Source organism: Ruegeria sp. H3, assembly GCF_056533095.1.
The window spans coordinates 16,258-33,090 of the sequence record NZ_JBQFOD010000021.1 but is presented as its reverse complement, the minus strand read 5'-3'; the positions used below and the strand labels follow the sequence as shown (position 1 = coordinate 33,090).

Genomic DNA, 16,833 nt, shown 5'->3' with positions numbered 1-16,833 from the left:
CGGGCCAAGACCCGCTTACATAGACGTCAGAGTTTTCCAAGACGCCGTCCGAGCCGGAAAACGGTTCAGGGCGGCGTTTGCATAAGAGAGACCGATTTATGGTATCAGCAGCAGAACAAATGGCAGCCAACACAAGCTGGGCTGCTTTGGGCAAAGCCACCGATCTGCGCAACCGCATCCTGTTCACGCTGGGTTTGTTGATCGTCTATCGCCTGGGCACTTTCATTCCGGTGCCGGGGATTGACGGGCAAGCGCTGCGCGAGTTCATGGAACAGGCGGGGCAGGGCATCGGCGGCATGGTTTCGATGTTCACCGGCGGGGCGCTGGGGCGGATGGGTATCTTTGCCCTCGGCATCATGCCTTACATCTCGGCCTCGATCATCGTGCAGCTGCTGACATCGATGGTTCCCGCGCTCGAACAACTCAAGAAAGAGGGTGAGCAGGGGCGCAAAAAGATCAACCAATACACCCGTTTTGGTACCGTGGCACTGGCCACCGTTCAGGCCTATGGTCTGGCCGTTTCGCTGGAATCGGGCGATCTGGCGACCGATCCGGGCCTGTTCTTCCGCATGTCCACCATGATCACGCTGGTTGGGGGCACCATGTTCCTGATGTGGCTGGGCGAACAGATCACCGCACGTGGCATCGGTAACGGTATCTCTCTGATCATCTTCGTCGGCATCATCGCCGAGGTTCCGGCTGCCCTGGCTCAGTTCTTTGCCTCTGGCCGTTCGGGCGCAATCAGCCCTGCTGTTATCGTTGGCGTGATTGTCATGGTGATCGCCGTGATCACCTTTGTCGTGTTCATGGAACGCGCCTTGCGCAAGATCCACATTCAGTACCCGCGCCGTCAGGCCGGTATGAAAGTGTATGAGGGCGGCTCCAGCCACCTTCCTGTCAAGGTTAACCCAGCGGGTGTGATCCCGGCCATCTTCGCAAGCTCGCTGCTGTTGCTGCCGGTCACCATATCGACCTTCTCGGCGGGGGCCACCAACGGCCCGATCATGTCGTGGCTGCTGGCCAATTTCGGCCCGGGTCAGCCGCTCTATCTGCTGTTCTTTGCTGCGATGATCGTTTTCTTCGCCTATTTCTACACGTTCAATGTGTCGTTCAAACCGGATGATGTGGCGGACAACCTGAAGAAGCAAAACGGATTTGTGCCGGGTATACGCCCGGGCAAAAAGACCGCCGAGTATCTGGAATACGTGGTCAATCGCGTGCTGGTTCTGGGCTCGGCCTATCTGGCAGCGGTCTGTCTGCTGCCGGAGATTCTGCGGAACCAGTTTGCCATTCCGTTCTATTTTGGCGGCACCTCGGTTCTGATTATCGTCTCTGTGACCATGGATACTATCCAACAGGTACAGAGCCATCTTCTCGCGCACCAATACGAAGGTCTTATCGAAAAGTCCCAATTGCGCGGTAAAAGCAAGAAACGCGGTAGGAAGGGACCCTCTCGTCGATGAACATTATTCTTCTTGGCCCCCCGGGGGCGGGTAAAGGGACGCAAGCCTCCCATCTGGTCAATACACGCGGCATGGTTCAGCTGAGCACCGGTGATATGCTGCGCGAAGCCAAAAGCAGCGGTACCGAAATGGGCAAGCGCGTCGCCGAAGTGATGGACAAGGGTGAACTGGTCACCGATGAGATCGTGATCGGCCTGATCCGCGAAAAGCTGGAGCAGGGTGCCGATGGTGGTTTTATCTTCGACGGCTTTCCCCGGACCCTGGCGCAAGCAGATGCACTGGGTGCATTGCTGGCCGAGAAGGGTGAGACACTGGATTTCGTGATCGAGCTTCAAGTAGATGACGAAACGCTGGTGCAGCGCATCGTCAACCGCGCCGAAGAAGCCCGCGCCGCTGGTCAGCCTGTACGCGCAGATGACAACGAAGACAGCGTACGCATACGCCTGATGGAATACTACAAAAAGACCGCTCCGTTGATTGGCTACTATCACGCCAAGGGCGATTTGCGCCCGGTGGATGGTCTCGCGGATATCGGCGATGTCACAGCCTCAATCGAGGCCGTGCTGGGTTGATTGAATCAAGGGGCTTGACGGCCCCTTCAAAACCCCATATCGACCCACATCCCTATGGGAATCACAATCGCGTGCGGGATTCGTCCCTGTCGCATCTAATACCTCGTACAAATGCTGGACCCTCTGGCCTCACTGCCACGGTCAAGTGTTGTGAAAAAAGGTTCTGGAGCTACGGAACCGCAACAAAAAAGGAAAGTGAAACGTGGCACGTATTGCCGGCGTAAACATCCCGACTGCAAAGCGGGTACCAATCGCCCTCACATATATCACCGGTATCGGAAACACTTCGGCCAAAGCGATCTGCGAAGCCGTAGGCATTGAAGCGCATCGTCGCGTCAACGAACTGTCCGACGCCGAAGTTCTGGCCATCCGCGAGCACATCGATGCAAACTTCACCGTCGAAGGTGACCTGCGTCGTGAAGTTCAGATGAACGTCAAGCGCCTGATGGACCTGGGCTGCTATCGCGGTCTGCGTCACCGCCGCAACCTGCCGGTTCGCGGTCAGCGTACCCACACCAATGCTCGTACCCGCAAAGGCCCCGCAAAGGCCATTGCTGGTAAGAAGAAATAAGGGAGGGTCTGACCGATGGCACGTGACAAGACTCGCGTTAAGCGCAAAGAGCGTAAGAACATCGCATCGGGCGTCGCCCATGTGAACTCGACCTTCAACAACACCAAGATCCTGATCTCTGACGTACAGGGCAACGCCATTTCGTGGTCGTCTGCCGGTACTATGGGCTTCAAAGGATCGCGGAAATCGACACCCTACGCCGCTCAGATGGCTGCAGAAGACGCAGGCAAGAAGGCGCAGGAACATGGCGTAAAGACGCTGGAAGTCGAAGTTCAGGGCCCCGGTTCGGGTCGTGAATCGGCTCTGCGTGCGCTGGCTGCCGTGGGCTTCAACATCACGTCGATCCGCGACGTGACCCCGATCGCTCACAACGGCTGCCGCCCGCCGAAGCGCCGCCGCGTCTAAGCGATTTTGAATTCAGCTGGGGCTGCGTTTTTGCGCGGCCCCAGCGTGTCATTTTGAACCTCGGGCGTCTGCACCTTGTTGGTCATGGGGCGCGGACAGGAATGGAGGGATTACATGATCCATAAGAATTGGGCAGAATTGATCAAGCCGACCCAGCTTGACGGCAAGCCGGGCAATGATCCCGCACGTCAGGCAACCTTGGTTGCTGAACCGCTGGAGCGTGGCTTTGGTCTGACCCTGGGCAACGCGCTGCGCCGCGTTCTGATGAGCAGCCTGCAAGGTGCGGCCGTCACCAGCGTTCAAATCGACAACGTCCTGCACGAGTTCTCGAGCGTGGCGGGCGTGCGTGAAGATGTCACCGACATCATCCTGAACCTCAAAGGCGTGTCGCTGCGCATGGAAGTCGAAGGCCCCAAACGCCTGTCGATCAATGCCAAAGGCCCCGCAGTTGTCACCGCTGGCGACATCAGCGAAAGCGCCGGTATCGAGGTTCTGAACCGCGATCACGTCATCTGCCACCTGGACGATGGCGCCGATCTGTTCATGGAACTGACCGTCAACACCGGCAAAGGCTATGTCTCGGCTGAGAAGAACAAGCCCGAAGACGCACCCATCGGCCTGATCCCGATCGACGCGATCTATTCGCCGGTCAAAAAGGTTGCCTATGACGTTCAGCCGACCCGCGAAGGTCAGGTTCTGGACTATGACAAGCTGACCCTGAAGATCGACACCGACGGTTCGATTACACCCGAGGATGCGCTGGCCTTTGCCGCTCGTATTCTGCAGGACCAGCTGTCGATCTTCGTCAACTTCGACGAGCCGGAATCGGCTGGTCGCCAGGACGAAGACGATGGTCTGGAGTTCAACCCGCTGCTGCTGAAGAAAGTGGACGAGCTGGAACTGTCGGTCCGTTCGGCAAACTGCCTGAAGAACGACAACATCGTTTACATCGGCGATCTGATCCAGAAAACTGAAGCCGAGATGCTGCGCACCCCAAACTTCGGCCGCAAGTCGCTGAACGAGATCAAAGAAGTGCTGTCCGGTATGGGTCTGCACCTCGGCATGGATGTCGAGGATTGGCCGCCCGATAACATCGAAGATCTGGCGAAGAAATTCGAAGACGCGTTCTAAGCGCGTCTTCCGCTATGCCCGGGCTGCCGGGGAATATAAGGGCAATCATGCCCCAAGGAGAGCCCCTGACACGCATCGGGGGCCAGACAAAGCAAAACGCGAAAGAAGGAACTAGAAAATGCGTCACGCACGTGGTTACCGCCGCCTGAACCGTACTCATGAGCACCGCAAGGCGCTGTTTGCGAACATGGCTGGCTCGCTCATCGAGCATGAGCAAATCAAAACAACTCTGCCCAAGGCAAAAGAACTGCGCCCGATCATCGAAAAGCTGGTCACCCTGGGCAAGCGCGGCGACCTGCACGCCCGCCGTCAGGCAGCATCGCAGCTGAAAGAAGACAAAGACGTCGCAAAGCTGTTCGAAGTTCTGGGCCCCCGCTACGCGGAGCGTCAGGGCGGTTATGTCCGCATCCTGAAAGCTGGCTTCCGCTATGGCGACATGGCCCCGATGGCGATCATCGAATTCGTTGACCGTGACGTCGACGCCAAAGGCGCGGCTGACAAGGCCCGCGTTGCTGCTGAAGAGGCCGCAGAAGAATAAGTCGGTCCGACGATCTGACTGTTAGACCCCTGCGTCACGGACGTGGGGGTTTTTCTTTTTCTTGAAGGCGGCCACGGGTGCCGTGCTTGCAATACCGGCTGTCTAGCCGCATATCCTACGGGTCTCTGAAGATTGAGGTCGGAATGCTTCGCGCGACAGTATTAGCTTTCTCCATTTTGTCGGCGTCACTTGCGACGGCCGAAACACGGGTTCCGCAATCTCAGGCTGAAATCAGCTTGGGCTTTGCGCCGGTTGTCAAACAAGCGGCCCCGGCGGTTGTGAACATCTATGCCAAGATCATTCGGCAGGGGCGCAGCAATTCCTTGTTCTCGGATCCGTTTTTTCAGGATTTCTTCGGCGGTGGATTTGGGGCGCCACAGCCGCGTGTGCAGAACTCTCTGGGTTCTGGCGTTATCCTGTCTGGTGACGGGTATGTTGTGTCGAATTTCCATGTGGTGGGCTCGGCAACAGAAATCCGAGTGGTCACAACTGACCGGAGGGAGTTTTCAGCAACCGTTGTTCTGGGGCATGAGGAAAGCGACATCGCGATCCTACGTCTTGAAGAAGCTGCCGATTTACCCCACCTGAGCTTGCGCGATTCCGATCAGGTTGAGGTGGGTGAACTGGCGTTGGCGATTGGTAACCCTTTCGGGGTTGGGCAGACCGTATCATCGGGCATAATCTCAGGGTTGGCTCGCACAGGCACGGCCACGGGTAACGCACGGGGCTATTTCATTCAGACCGACGCGGCGATCAATCCGGGCAACTCGGGCGGCGCGCTGATCGATGTGAATGGCGACCTGATCGGAATCAATACCTCGATTTTGACCCGGTCGGGTGGCTCGAACGGGATCGGATTTGCGATACCGGCCAATCTGGTGGCTGAATTCCTGCGGCAAGCGCAAGAAGGCAATGACAGTTTCATCAGCCCCTGGGCCGGGATAACCGGCCAGCACATGAGTGCCGATATCGCCGAGTCGTTGGGTCTAGCCATCCCATTGGGTGTCGTGATCTCACACCTGCATGAGCTTAGTCCTTTGGCAGAAGCCGGATTGAGGGTTGGCGATGTCGTGACCCATGTGGACGGGGATGAGGTGAACTCTCCCGCTGAAATGAAGTTCCGCATGGCCGTTGCGGGTGTTGGCGGGACATCGATCCTGACCCGGCTACGCGGCGATGAGAGTGCCGAGGTTGAAGTTGCGCTGATTCGGGCGCCCGAAACACCGGATGCGGAAGAGACCACTTTGAATGATACTACTGTGTTGCCCGAATTGACGATTGCACGGGTCAATCCAGCGGTGGCATCTGATCTGGGCCTGCGCATGTCGCAAACGGGGGTCGTTGTTGTTGACCCCGGCCCGTATGGCGCGCGTGCTGGTCTGCGCGCCGGTGACATCTTGGGGGAAATCAACGGTGACAGGATTGAGCGCCCGCGCGATGCGGTTCGCGCCCTGACCGATCCCGGGCGTCGGGTGCAAATGACGCTAGAGCGTGATGGGCGCTCTTTGTCATTGCGGTTCAGGCTCTAGGGGCATGAGCGATCTGTTCGATACTGCAGGTTCAGACCCCGCGTCGGCCAAGCACCGTCCGCTGGCAGACAGACTGCGACCGCAGACACTGGCCGAGGTCATCGGGCAGGAGCAGGTGCTTGGACCGGAGGCCCCCCTTGGGGTGATGCTGGCCTCTGGCAGCCTGTCCAGCCTGATCTTCTGGGGGCCGCCGGGCGTAGGTAAAACAACGATTGCCCGCTTGCTGGCGCAGGAAACTGACCTGCACTTTGTTCAGATCAGCGCGATTTTCACCGGTGTTCCGGACCTGAAAAAGGTGTTCGAAGCTGCCAAGATCCGGCGTCAGAATGGGCAGGGCACGTTGTTGTTCGTTGATGAGATTCATCGGTTCAACAAAGCCCAACAGGACGGGTTTCTGCCCCATATGGAGGATGGAACCATCCTGTTGGTTGGGGCAACGACCGAGAACCCTTCGTTCGAACTGAATGCCGCTGTGCTCAGCCGGTCTCAGGTGCTGGTGCTTGAGCGGCTGGGTTTGGCTGATTTGGAGCGGTTGACACAGCGCGCGGAAAAGGAACTGGGCAACGCGCTGCCTTTGACGCCCGCTGCGCGGGATGCGTTGCAGGAAATGGCAGACGGGGACGGGCGGGCCCTGCTGAACCTGATCGAACAGGTGACGGCCTGGACGGTGGATGCGCCGCTGGACCCGGATGCATTGTCGACGCGACTGATGCGCCGGGCCGCGAAATACGACAAATCGGGTGATGAGCACTACAATCTGATTTCGGCGTTGCATAAATCCGTGCGGGGCTCGGACCCGGATGCTGCGTTATACTGGTTTGCGCGGATGTTGGCCGGAGGTGAAGACCCGCGCTTCTTGGCGCGGCGTATTACCCGGATGGCGGTCGAAGATATCGGGCTGGCCGATCCACAGGCGCAGGCCGTTTGCCTGCAGTCTTGGGAAACCTACGAACGGCTCGGTTCACCCGAAGGGGAACTGGCCCTGGCACAGGCACTGATCTATCTGGCGCTCGCGCCGAAGTCTAACGGGGCCTATGTGGGCTACAAGGCTGCGATGCGGTTGGCTAAGAAAACCGGCAGCACACCACCGCCCAAACACATCCTGAACGCGCCGACATCGCTGATGAAGGATCAGGGATACGGTGCGGGCTACGCTTATGATCATGACGCCGAGGATGGGTTTTCTGGCCAGAACTACTTTCCCGACGGCGTGGAGCGGGAGCTGCTCTATCAACCGGTTGAACGCGGGTTTGAGCGTGAGTTGAAGAAGCGGTTGGACTATTTCGCCAAGCTGCGCAAACAGCGCAACAGCGGATAACGCAGGGTCAATTTCGCGCTGCTGTAGCGTTATAGGCGACAGGAGGCGCGCGTCCGGTTTTCCTAAGGTCAATGACCATGAGGGAGGACATGTCATGCCCGTTTCCATAGACAAAACCAAAGACGTTTGGACCATCATCCATGACCGGCCCGAGGCGCGGAACGCTGTTGATCCGGATCATGCGAAGGCTCTGGTGGATGCGTTTCTTGAGTTCGAACACGGCTCCGCAAAGGTTGCTGTTTTCTGGGGGAAGGGAGGCAATTTCTGTGCCGGGTGGGACCTGAAGCTGGCTGCCAGTCTGTCAGACCCGGAACTGGGTGAGGCCTATTACGAAAAACACAGCTTTCCTATTGGATCCGCCACCTCGACACTCGGGCCAATGGGGCCATCTCGACTGGAATTGTCAAAGCCAGTCATTGGAGCAATCGAAGGTGCAGCCGTCGCCGGTGGGATGGAGTTGGCCTTGTGGTGCGACATACGGGTGATGGCTGAGACGGCCTACCTTGGGGTTTTTTGTCGCCGTTGGGGAATTACTCTGATGGACGGCGGCACAGTTCGCTTGCCGCGCTTGGTTGGGCAGGGCAAAGCACTTGAGATCGCTCTAACCGGGCGCAAGGTTGAGGCTGAGGAGTGCTATCGGATCGGGTTGGCAGAGAAAGTAGTGCCGCATGGAGAAGCGCGGGCCGCTGCCGAGGCCATGGCCTGCGACATCGCCCGTTTCCCGCAAGAGGCTGTGCGGGCCGACAGGCGCTCGATCATCGAAACGCGTGGGATGTCAGTGCGTGATGGGCTTAAGGTTGAATGGGCCAACGGTCTGGAAGCGATCCGGCGGGAGGGTACCGCAGGCGCAGAGCGGTTCCGAGACGGGGCCGGGCGACATGGGGATTTCTTGAACATCTGAAACGCCTACGATTGCTTGACTCTCGGCCCGTTGCAGGCGACAGACGCCCTGTGCGAAGGGCAATGGCATGAGCGGTGTTAAGATGATTACGGTCGCTGAGGGCGACGGAGATCAGCGGGTCGACCGTTGGTTGCGCCGTCTTTTTCCGCATGTCAGCCAGGGGCGCATCGAAAAAATGTGCCGCAAGGGTGAACTGCGCGTTGATGGCAGCCGCGCCAAGGCCTCGACCCGGCTGGAGGTGGGGCAAGTTGTGCGCGTGCCGCCTTTGCCTGATGCGGATCACAAACCGGTCGAGGTGAAACGACGCGTTTCCGATGCGGATGCAAAAATGATCCAGTCGTGCGTGATCTATCGCGACGATCACGTCTTGGCGCTGAACAAGCCGCACGGCCTGCCGGTCCAGGGTGGCAGTGGCCAGACGCGCCACGTGGACAGCCTGTCCGAGGCTCTGCGTTTTGGCTATGAGGAGAATCCTCGACTTGTCCATCGGTTGGACAAGGACACCTCGGGTGTTTTGCTGCTGGCCCGCACGCGCGAGGCCGCCAAAGGGCTGACTGCTGCGTTCCGCCACCGCGACACACGCAAAATCTATTGGGCATTGGTTGCTGGGGTGCCGACGCCTTATCTGGGCGAGATTAAGACGGGTTTGGTTAAGGCATCGGGGCATGGCAAACGGGGCGAGGGTGAAAAGATGATCCCCGTCCATATGGGCGACATCGACAGCACACCTGGTGCGAAACGTGCCCACACGCTTTACGCTACGCTCTACCGTGTTGCAGGTCGTGCCGCCTGGGTCGCAATGGAGCCAATTACAGGCAGAACCCATCAACTGCGCGCACATATGGCTGCGATCGGGCATCCGATCATCGGAGATGGCAAATATGGCGGATCTGGTCAGGAGAACCTTGGTGATGGCTGGGGCGCGCAACTGGGCGGGATTATCAGCAAGAAACTGCATCTGCACGCACGCAGCGCGTCGTTCCAGCATCCAGTGACGCGCAAGCCGATCACAATCGAAGCACCATTGCCCGAGCATATGAAACACAGCTGGGACACGTTTGGCTGGACCGAGGATCTGGCCTCGGATGACCCGTTTGAGGAACTGCAATGAGTACACCCTTGCGGTTGGTGCTGTTCGATGTCGATGGCACACTGGTCGACAGTCAGGGCAGCATCGTTCATTGCATGACCACGAGTTTTCAGGACGTTTCAGTCCCGGCTCCGTCGCGTGAGGCGATCCTGTCGATTGTGGGCCTATCGCTGCCGCAGGCGATTGCGCGGCTTGCGCCGGAGCAGTCCGACACGGTGCGGACGCAGTTGGTCGAGGGCTACAAGCAGGCCTTCCACGCGTATCGATTGAACCTTGGGGCGGCCAGTTCGCCGCTTTATCCCGGTGCGCGTGCGGCGATTGAGGCCCTGCATGCGGTGCCGGACATCCTGCTGGGTGTGGCGACGGGCAAGTCAAAGCGGGGATTGGATGCGTTGATCGAGGCGCATGGGCTCGAAGGGTATTTCGTCACGCGTCAGGTTGCAGATCATCACCCGTCGAAACCGCATCCATCGATGGTTCAGTCCGCCTTGGCCGAAACCGGGGTTGAGGCCGTGAATGCCGTGATGATCGGGGATACCAGCTATGACATGGATATGGCTGCCGCAGCAGGGGTGGCCGGGATCAGTGTCGATTGGGGCTATCATGATCGATCTGCATTGAACGCGGCTGCCTGCGTTATTGAAACCTTCGACCAGTTGCCTGAGGCGCTGGCCCATATCTGGAACTGACACATGAGCGATTGGAAACCGAAACGCTTTTGGACGCACAGTGCGGTGGTCAAGGTCGATGGTGGGCATACGGTTGAGCTGGATGGGCGCCGGGTCAAAACCCCTGCAAAACAGGCGTTGATTCTGCCCACAGAGGCCATGGCCAAGGAGATCGCCGCCGAATGGGACGCGCAAGAGAAAGAGGTGGACCCCGCCACAATGCCTTACACGCGTTCAGCCAATGCTGCCATCGACAAAGTTCGAACCCAGCATGGCGAAGTGGCTGAGATGTTATCCGATTATGGGGATTCCGATCTGCTGTGCTATCGCGCAACGCATCCTCAGGCGCTGCAAGACCGTCAAGTGGCCGAATGGGACCCGGCCTTGGATTGGGCCGCTGAAACCCTGTCAGCCCGGTTGGTCCCGATGTCAGGCGTCTTGCACAAACCGCAATCCGAAGACGCGCTGGCGCGGCTGCGGCAACGGGTTCATGGGATGGATGCGTTTCAATTGGCTGCATTCCATGACCTGGTGAGTCTGTCGGGATCGTTGATTCTGGGCTTTGCAGCTGCCTTGAATTGGCGCGAACCGGATGAGATTTGGCGCATTTCGCGTCTGGACGAAGACTGGCAGATCGAACAATGGGGCCATGATGACGAGGCCCACGCCGCAGCCGAGACCAAGAAAGCGGCCTTTCTGCATGCTAAATCCTTCTTTGATCTATCGTTTTGATCGCTCTCGGCTAAAAAACTGGCCGTGTTAACGCTGTCGTAGGGTGTGATAAATCGATTTCCATGATCGGGCACTTGACGTTTGTTTATGAATGCGACCAAACTCGTGCCCACTAAAGGGGAGACACCTTTGGGGTAACCTTACCGGCATCCACTTTGCCGGATAGAGCCGTCCCGCAAAGGGGCGGAAAATCAGGAAGAGGTAAAAATGAAAAAATCCGTAATCTTGGGCGCGGCAACAGTTGCCGGTCTGGCCGCAAGCGCTGCAGTGGCGGGTACTATCGATGACGTCAAGGCGCGCGGTACTCTGAACTGTGGTGTGACCACCGGTCTGGTTGGCTTTGCGGCACCAGATGCGAATGGCGAATGGAAAGGCTTTGACGTCTCGCTGTGCCGTGCGGTTGCAGCCGCAGTTCTGGGCGATGCCAGCGCTGTTGAATTCGTGCCGACCACCGGCAAGACGCGCTTTACCGCGCTTGCATCGGGTGAGATCGACATGCTGGCCCGTAACACCACTTGGACCTTCAGCCGCGACGTTGACCTGAAATTCGAATTCACCGGTGTGAACTACTATGACGGTCAGGGCTTCATGGTTCCCAAGGCACTGGGCGTAAGCTCGGCCAAGGAACTGGACGGCGCAACCGTCTGCATCCAGACCGGCACCACAACCGAGCTGAACCTGGCCGATTTCTTCCGTGCCAACAACATCAGCTACGAGCCGGTTCCGATCGAAACCAACGCCGAAGCGCAGCAGCAATACCTGGCTGGCGCATGTGACGTTTACACCACCGACGCTTCGGGCCTGGCCGCAACCCGCGCCACGTTCGAAAACCCTGGTGACCACGTCCTGCTGCCCGAAATCATCTCGAAAGAGCCGCTGGGCCCGCTGGTCCGTCACGGCGATCACGAGTGGGGCGATGTTGTCCGCTGGACCCTGAACGCGCTGGTCTCGGCTGAAGAGCTGGGCGTGACCTCGGCGAACATCGACGAGCTGGCAGCTGGCACCGACAACCCGGAAGTGAACCGTCTGCTGGGCACCGAAGGTACCCTGGGCGAGATGCTGGGTCTGGACGCACAGTGGGCCATGCGCGCCATCAAGGCGGATGGTAACTACGGCGAAGTGTTTGCCAAGAACATCGGTGAAGAAACTCCGATCGGTCTGGCACGCGGCCTGAACGCACAGTGGACCGAAGGCGGCCTGCTGTACTCGCCGCCTTTCCGCTAAGACATCCATGGGAAAGGGCGTGGGGAAACCTGCGCCCTTTTCTTTCATAACTGCTGCGGACGCTACAGAGCGGGGAATACCTCGCCGGGGTTAAAAGTCCGCAAGCCACGGGGATTCCATATATGTCGACTATGACTGACCCACCGAAAGCTGATTTTCGGTTGTCGATGCTCATTAACGATACCCGCTACAGATCACTCACATTCCAGGTGATTGCGGCCATCGCTATTGCGCTATCCATTTGGTATCTGGGCAACAACCTGATCCAGAACCTTCGGGCCGCAGGGCTCAATATCTCATACACGTTCCTTGGCGATGCCGCCGGGTATGACATCAACCAGCGTCTGATCGAATATGACAGCCAGGCCTCGCATGGCCGTGCTGCTGTCGTTGGGATCCTGAACACGCTGCTGGTGGCCTTTCTGGCCTGTATCACGGCCACGGTATTCGGTGTGATCGCGGGTGTTTTGCGCCTGTCCAACAACTGGCTCGTTTCAAAACTGATGGCGGTGTATGTCGAGATTTTCCGGAACATTCCGGTTCTGATCTGGATCATCATCATTTTCACCATCATGACAGCCGTGCTGCCGGGGCCACGCGCCTTCCGGGGTGAAGATCCAACGTCGACGATGCTGTTTGACGCATTTGCCTTCACCAACCGGGGTGTCTATGTTCCGCGGCCAGAATTCACGAATGCGTTGTTTGGCTCAACAATGCTAAGCTGGCTTCTGGTGATAGCGGGCCTTGTCGGGTCCTGGTTTGCCTCACGTGAGATTGAAAAACGCGCGGCGTTGAAACAGGAACAAACAGGTGAACGACCGCAGACGCTTCTGGTGAAACTGGGCGTTTGGCTTGTTCCTTTTGTGGTTCTGATGGTCCTGATGGGGTTGACCTGGAATATTCCAGAGCTGAAGGGCTTTAACTTCAGTGGCGGTATCAAAGTTGGTGGTCCGCTGATCGCCCTATGGTTTGCTTTGTCGATCTACACCGGTGCCTTCATCGCGGAAAACGTGCGGGCAGGTATTCAGGCGATCAACAAAGGTCAGACCGAGGCCGCAGCGGCACTGGGTTTGCGCCCGGGTCGGATCATGAACCTTGTGGTTCTGCCTCAGGCCTTACGGGTGATCATCCCGCCGCTGATTTCGCAGTACCTCAACATCACCAAGAACTCGTCGCTGGCGATTGCCGTGGGTTACGCGGATATCACCGCAACCTTGGGCGGTATCACGCTGAACCAGACAGGTCGCGCGATCGAGTGCGTTCTGCTGCTGATGCTGTTCTACCTGACAGCCTCGTTGCTGATCTCGATGGTGATGAACCTCTACAACGCATCCGTCAAGTTGAAGGAGCGCTGAGCCATGGCTGATCAATCAACAAATCCGATCGCTTTCGTGGCAGACGGGAATATTCCTGAATCGCCACCTCCGGCCAACCAAACCGGCGCCGTCAAATGGCTGCGGGATAACCTGTTCTCGGGTGTTGCAAACACAGTCCTAACCGTTCTGTCGCTGATCCTGATCTACTTGTTGCTGAAGAACACTCTGCCGTGGATCCTGAACGGAGTCTGGAACGCGAACTCTCTGGCCGAATGCCGGGAGATTCTGGCGGGTAAGACAGGGGCGTGTTTCGCCGTTCTGACGGAACGCTGGCCGCAGCTGATCTATGGGTTCAAATACCCTGCTGATGCCTATTGGCGCCCAAATCTGGCCTTTGTGCTGATGCTGGTTGCCTTCGCGCCTGTGCTGTTCTTCGACCTGCCGCGCAAGATGCTGATCTTTACCGGCCTCTATCCCTTCATCGCCTTCTGGCTGATTTGGGGTGGCACAATCCTGGCACCGTTGGTGGCATTGGTCGGCTGTGTGGCCGCTGGCGCCGTGTTCCAGAAGTTCGGCAAGAACAGCTTTGCCGCTGGGTTCTTTGGCGCCATTGTTGTCGCGTTGGTCGTCTGGAACGTGGGCGGAGCTCTGATCCCGGAAGGGGCGTCAGAGGATGCTTGGCTGACCTATGTGCCCAGCCGTGATCTGGGTGGCTTCATGCTGAACATGATGCTGGGCGTGACCTGTGTGTCCCTGTCGGTGCCTCTGGGCATCGCCTTGGCGCTGGGCCGTCAGTCCGACATGCCGCTGATCAAGTGGGTCTGCGTCATCTTCATCGAATTCATCCGTGGCGTGCCTCTGATCACGCTGCTGTTTGTGGCTTCGGTGATGCTGGCCTATTTCTTCCCGCCTGACAGCACAGTCGACCTGTTCCTGCGCGTTGTGATCATGATCACCATGTTCTCAGCCGCCTATATCGCCGAGGTGATCCGCGGCGGTCTGGCAGCGCTTCCACGCGGACAGTACGAGGCAGCAGACAGCCTTGGTCTGGATTACCCTCAGGCGATGCGTCTGATCATCCTACCGCAGGCTCTGAAGATCTCGATCCCCGGGATCGTGAACGTGGCCGTTGGCCTGTTCAAGGACACCACACTGGTTTCGGTCATTTCAATGTTCGATCTGGTGGGCATGATCCGGGGTCCCATCCTGGCGTCGACCGAATGGAACGGCGTCTATTGGGAGCTTCTGGGCTTTGCCGCGCTTCTGTTCTTCGTCGTCTGTTACGGCATCTCTCAATATTCTCAGTGGCTCGAGCGTCGCCTTGCCACAGATCATCGTTAAGGAGTTCAACACATGTCTGAACTTGCAGTAGAACGCGAAATCGACCGCTCGAAGATGCAGGTGAGCGACGAAGTCGCCATCGAAATCAACGGCATGAATAAGTGGTACGGGTCTTTCCACGTGCTGCGTGACATCAATCTGACCGTCAACCAAGGCGAGCGGATCGTAATCGCGGGCCCGTCCGGTTCGGGTAAGTCCACCCTGATCCGCTGTCTGAACGCGTTGGAAGAACACCAGCAGGGCAAGATCGTGGTGGATGGTATCGAACTGTCGAATGACCTGAAAAACATCGACAAAATCCGGTCCGAGGTTGGCATGGTGTTCCAGCACTTCAACCTGTTCCCGCACCTGACCATTCTGGAAAACTGCACGCTGGCCCCGATCTGGGTGCGCAAGACGCCCAAGAAAGAGGCCGAAGAGCGCGCGATGCATTTCCTTGAGAAGGTGAAGATCCCCGATCAGGCGCTGAAATATCCCGGTCAGCTTTCAGGAGGTCAGCAGCAGCGTGTGGCGATTGCACGCTCGCTCTGCATGATGCCACGGATCATGTTGTTCGATGAACCGACATCGGCGCTTGACCCTGAGATGATCAAAGAGGTGCTAGACACCATGATCGAGCTGGCCGAAGAAGGCATGACCATGCTGTGCGTGACCCACGAGATGGGCTTTGCCCGTCAGGTCGCCAACCGCGTGATCTTTATGGATGCTGGCCAGATTGTTGAGCAGAATGAACCGGAAGAGTTCTTCAACAATCCGCAGAGCGAACGGACCAAGCTGTTCCTGAGCCAGATTCTGGGGCACTGATCCCAGAGAAACGAATAGAGAAGGCGGGGTTTGACCCCGCCTTTTTTCATGCCAGAAGCTCGCGCGGGATCGTAAAGCCCAGAACCAACCCGCTGTTCCAATTCACTTGCGCCCAGTCATCGCTTTCAAAGCGGATCACTGTCGTCGCACAGGTTGGGTAGTCGTAGAAGCGCGGGTGATCCGCTGGCTGGCGAGTTATGCGGTTGGCAAAGTCGGCAATGCCGGGGTTGTGCCCTAGCATCAGAACGGTGGGCTCGGTGGCCCCGGATAGCGCGTCTAGCATATCCTCCGGGCTCGCGTGATAGAGCGTGCGCAGAAAACGCACCGTATCAGCTTGCAGCCCCATCCGGTCCCAGGTTTCGCGCGTACGAGCTGCGGTGGAACAAAGCACCTCATCCGGCACCCAGCCATTGCTGCGCAGCCATTCGGCGATTGCCGGTGCGGATTTACGTCCACGTTTGTTCAAGGACCTGTCGTGATCCGGCAGCATTGGGCTGTCCCAACTGGATTTTGCATGGCGGGTCAGGATCAGCGTCAAGGTCATGACGGGTGAAATGCCTTCATATGATGGGCGGATTGTTCCGGGTCGCGCTTGGCCCCGGCATTGATCGGGCAGGACAGCCGCGCAAGACAGCCACCTGTCATACAGGTCTGGCCTTCAGGGGTGGAAAGATGCCGGTGGCAGGCGTCCACATTATAAAAGCTTTGATCGTTCAAGGCCCCCACCGGGCAGGTTTGCGTACAAGGCGCAGGGCAGGTGGTGCAAGGAGATGTCCCTTCGGCTTTGGGTACTTCAAACTCATGCACAAAATGCAGCGCGCCGCGGAGCGAGATCATCATGCCCATAGTGTCATGAACCAAAGCGCCCACCGGGCTGCTGAAGGTTCGCCCGGATTTCAGTGCCCAATCGATGAATGGGGCATAGGGCGGGCCACCGAATGGGAAATGTGCCTGTGCCTGCATCTGCTGCGCCAATTGTCCAATCACGCGTAGAGACCAACTGTCTACCGGATCGTCGCCCTGCCATTCCGGCGCAGCTTTGAGCGTTGGCCAGAACTCTGGCCCCGCGCCCAGCAGGATCAGCGTTCCTCCGTCAAGCTGTTTTGCGTCGGTCTTATGCGGATGCAGTGCGCCCATGACAATCAGGCCGACCTGCTGCGCCGCGTGTTCGACGCGTTTATATGTGACCTCTGCGGAGTGTGCCTGGTCTGTCATATCCCCTCCGCGCTC

General features: G+C 58.2%; 18 protein-coding genes. 16 read left to right on the top strand and 2 right to left on the bottom strand.

Annotation, left to right across the window (positions count from 1 at the left end):
• Positions 1 to 98 precede the first annotated feature (98 nt).
• The 16 genes from secY (at position 99) to ACR0JE_RS18335 (ending at position 15,603) form a co-directional block, all read left to right on the top strand.
• Positions 99 to 1,463 carry a preprotein translocase subunit SecY gene (gene secY / locus ACR0JE_RS18410; RefSeq protein ID WP_170531614.1) on the top strand — a complete coding sequence of 455 codons (1,365 nt, stop codon included), beginning with the start codon at positions 99 to 101 and terminating at the stop codon, positions 1,461 to 1,463.
• Positions 1,460 to 2,035, top strand: coding sequence for an adenylate kinase (locus ACR0JE_RS18405; protein ID WP_480865205.1), 576 nt, complete (start codon positions 1,460 to 1,462; stop codon positions 2,033 to 2,035). The genes secY and ACR0JE_RS18405 overlap by 4 nt, the downstream gene beginning before the upstream one ends.
• 202 nt (positions 2,036 to 2,237) lie before the next feature.
• Entirely contained in the window at positions 2,238 to 2,606 is a 369-nt protein-coding gene (gene rpsM / locus ACR0JE_RS18400) for a 30S ribosomal protein S13 (RefSeq protein ID WP_008757392.1), read from the top strand.
• Positions 2,607 to 2,621: 15 nt separating this feature from the next.
• Positions 2,622 to 3,011 (top strand): 30S ribosomal protein S11, encoded by a 390-nt coding sequence (rpsK, locus tag ACR0JE_RS18395; RefSeq protein ID WP_008757289.1) that lies wholly within the window; start codon positions 2,622 to 2,624, stop codon positions 3,009 to 3,011.
• Between the two features lie 114 nt (positions 3,012 to 3,125).
• Positions 3,126 to 4,142: a DNA-directed RNA polymerase subunit alpha gene (locus ACR0JE_RS18390; protein ID WP_480865204.1), complete on the top strand. Its 1,017-nt coding sequence runs from the start codon at positions 3,126 to 3,128 to the stop codon at positions 4,140 to 4,142.
• 118 nt (positions 4,143 to 4,260) lie between these two features.
• Positions 4,261 to 4,680 (top strand): 50S ribosomal protein L17, encoded by a 420-nt coding sequence (gene rplQ / locus ACR0JE_RS18385; RefSeq protein WP_170805984.1) that lies wholly within the window; start codon positions 4,261 to 4,263, stop codon positions 4,678 to 4,680.
• A gap of 143 nt (positions 4,681 to 4,823) precedes the next feature.
• Positions 4,824 to 6,209 (top strand): trypsin-like peptidase domain-containing protein, encoded by a 1,386-nt coding sequence (locus ACR0JE_RS18380; protein ID WP_480865203.1) that lies wholly within the window; start codon positions 4,824 to 4,826, stop codon positions 6,207 to 6,209.
• Positions 6,210 to 6,213: 4 nt separating this feature from the next.
• Complete coding sequence (locus ACR0JE_RS18375) at positions 6,214 to 7,527, top strand: replication-associated recombination protein A (RefSeq protein ID WP_480865202.1); 1,314 nt, start codon at positions 6,214 to 6,216, stop codon at positions 7,525 to 7,527.
• 94 nt (positions 7,528 to 7,621) lie between these two features.
• Positions 7,622 to 8,428, top strand: coding sequence for a crotonase/enoyl-CoA hydratase family protein (locus ACR0JE_RS18370; protein ID WP_480865201.1), 807 nt, complete (start codon positions 7,622 to 7,624; stop codon positions 8,426 to 8,428).
• Between the two features lie 67 nt (positions 8,429 to 8,495).
• Entirely contained in the window at positions 8,496 to 9,539 is a 1,044-nt protein-coding gene (locus ACR0JE_RS18365) for an RluA family pseudouridine synthase (protein WP_480865200.1), read from the top strand.
• Positions 9,536 to 10,207, top strand: a complete 672-nt coding sequence (locus ACR0JE_RS18360; RefSeq protein ID WP_480865199.1) for an HAD-IA family hydrolase — start codon at positions 9,536 to 9,538, stop codon at positions 10,205 to 10,207. Before ACR0JE_RS18365 ends, ACR0JE_RS18360 begins: the two co-directional genes overlap by 4 nt.
• Positions 10,208 to 10,210: 3 nt before the next feature.
• The gene (locus ACR0JE_RS18355; RefSeq protein ID WP_480865198.1) at positions 10,211 to 10,918 is read left to right on the top strand and encodes an ATP12 family chaperone protein; all 708 of its coding nucleotides are present in this window, start codon (positions 10,211 to 10,213) and stop codon (positions 10,916 to 10,918) included.
• Between the two features lie 207 nt (positions 10,919 to 11,125).
• Positions 11,126 to 12,142: an amino acid ABC transporter substrate-binding protein gene (locus tag ACR0JE_RS18350; RefSeq protein ID WP_480545378.1), complete on the top strand. Its 1,017-nt coding sequence runs from the start codon at positions 11,126 to 11,128 to the stop codon at positions 12,140 to 12,142.
• A 122-nt stretch (positions 12,143 to 12,264) separates the two neighbouring features.
• Positions 12,265 to 13,497, top strand: coding sequence for an amino acid ABC transporter permease (locus ACR0JE_RS18345; protein WP_480865197.1), 1,233 nt, complete (start codon positions 12,265 to 12,267; stop codon positions 13,495 to 13,497).
• A gap of 3 nt (positions 13,498 to 13,500) precedes the next feature.
• Entirely contained in the window at positions 13,501 to 14,799 is a 1,299-nt protein-coding gene (locus ACR0JE_RS18340; protein ID WP_480545376.1) for an amino acid ABC transporter permease, read from the top strand.
• Between the two features lie 12 nt (positions 14,800 to 14,811).
• Complete coding sequence (locus ACR0JE_RS18335; RefSeq protein ID WP_280922860.1) at positions 14,812 to 15,603, top strand: amino acid ABC transporter ATP-binding protein; 792 nt, start codon at positions 14,812 to 14,814, stop codon at positions 15,601 to 15,603.
• A 46-nt stretch (positions 15,604 to 15,649) separates the two neighbouring features.
• Here ACR0JE_RS18335 and ACR0JE_RS18330 read toward each other — a convergent pair whose 3' ends face one another.
• Together ACR0JE_RS18330 and ACR0JE_RS18325 are read right to left on the bottom strand one after the other, a co-directional pair.
• The gene (locus tag ACR0JE_RS18330; RefSeq protein ID WP_480545374.1) at positions 15,650 to 16,147 is read right to left on the bottom strand and encodes a SixA phosphatase family protein; all 498 of its coding nucleotides are present in this window, start codon (positions 16,145 to 16,147) and stop codon (positions 15,650 to 15,652) included.
• A complete protein-coding gene (locus tag ACR0JE_RS18325) occupies positions 16,144 to 16,818 on the bottom strand; it encodes a ferredoxin (protein WP_480865196.1) in 675 nt (224 codons plus the stop codon). Before ACR0JE_RS18325 ends, ACR0JE_RS18330 begins: the two co-directional genes overlap by 4 nt.
• Positions 16,819 to 16,833: the final 15 nt, after the last annotated feature.

What these genes read in the sequence shown, in the direction of transcription:
- ACR0JE_RS18360 (WP_480865199.1), top strand. Translation starts at nt 9,536, where the DNA reads ATGAGTACACCCTTGCGGTTGGTGCTGTTCGATGTCGATGGCACACTG.
- ACR0JE_RS18365 (WP_480865200.1), top strand. Translation starts at nt 8,496, where the DNA reads ATGAGCGGTGTTAAGATGATTACGGTCGCTGAGGGCGACGGAGATCAG.
- ACR0JE_RS18345 (WP_480865197.1), top strand. Translation starts at nt 12,265, where the DNA reads ATGTCGACTATGACTGACCCACCGAAAGCTGATTTTCGGTTGTCGATG.
- ACR0JE_RS18335 (WP_280922860.1), top strand. Translation starts at nt 14,812, where the DNA reads ATGTCTGAACTTGCAGTAGAACGCGAAATCGACCGCTCGAAGATGCAG.
- ACR0JE_RS18340 (WP_480545376.1), top strand. Translation starts at nt 13,501, where the DNA reads ATGGCTGATCAATCAACAAATCCGATCGCTTTCGTGGCAGACGGGAAT.
- rpsK (WP_008757289.1), top strand. Translation starts at nt 2,622, where the DNA reads ATGGCACGTGACAAGACTCGCGTTAAGCGCAAAGAGCGTAAGAACATC.
- ACR0JE_RS18330 (WP_480545374.1), bottom strand. Translation starts at nt 16,147, where the DNA reads ATGACCTTGACGCTGATCCTGACCCGCCATGCAAAATCCAGTTGGGAC.
- ACR0JE_RS18350 (WP_480545378.1), top strand. Translation starts at nt 11,126, where the DNA reads ATGAAAAAATCCGTAATCTTGGGCGCGGCAACAGTTGCCGGTCTGGCC.
- ACR0JE_RS18380 (WP_480865203.1), top strand. Translation starts at nt 4,824, where the DNA reads ATGCTTCGCGCGACAGTATTAGCTTTCTCCATTTTGTCGGCGTCACTT.
- ACR0JE_RS18370 (WP_480865201.1), top strand. Translation starts at nt 7,622, where the DNA reads ATGCCCGTTTCCATAGACAAAACCAAAGACGTTTGGACCATCATCCAT.
- ACR0JE_RS18325 (WP_480865196.1), bottom strand. Translation starts at nt 16,818, where the DNA reads ATGACAGACCAGGCACACTCCGCAGAGGTCACATATAAACGCGTCGAA.
- ACR0JE_RS18375 (WP_480865202.1), top strand. Translation starts at nt 6,214, where the DNA reads ATGAGCGATCTGTTCGATACTGCAGGTTCAGACCCCGCGTCGGCCAAG.
- ACR0JE_RS18390 (WP_480865204.1), top strand. Translation starts at nt 3,126, where the DNA reads ATGATCCATAAGAATTGGGCAGAATTGATCAAGCCGACCCAGCTTGAC.
- ACR0JE_RS18355 (WP_480865198.1), top strand. Translation starts at nt 10,211, where the DNA reads ATGAGCGATTGGAAACCGAAACGCTTTTGGACGCACAGTGCGGTGGTC.
- secY (WP_170531614.1), top strand. Translation starts at nt 99, where the DNA reads ATGGTATCAGCAGCAGAACAAATGGCAGCCAACACAAGCTGGGCTGCT.
- rplQ (WP_170805984.1), top strand. Translation starts at nt 4,261, where the DNA reads ATGCGTCACGCACGTGGTTACCGCCGCCTGAACCGTACTCATGAGCAC.
- ACR0JE_RS18405 (WP_480865205.1), top strand. Translation starts at nt 1,460, where the DNA reads ATGAACATTATTCTTCTTGGCCCCCCGGGGGCGGGTAAAGGGACGCAA.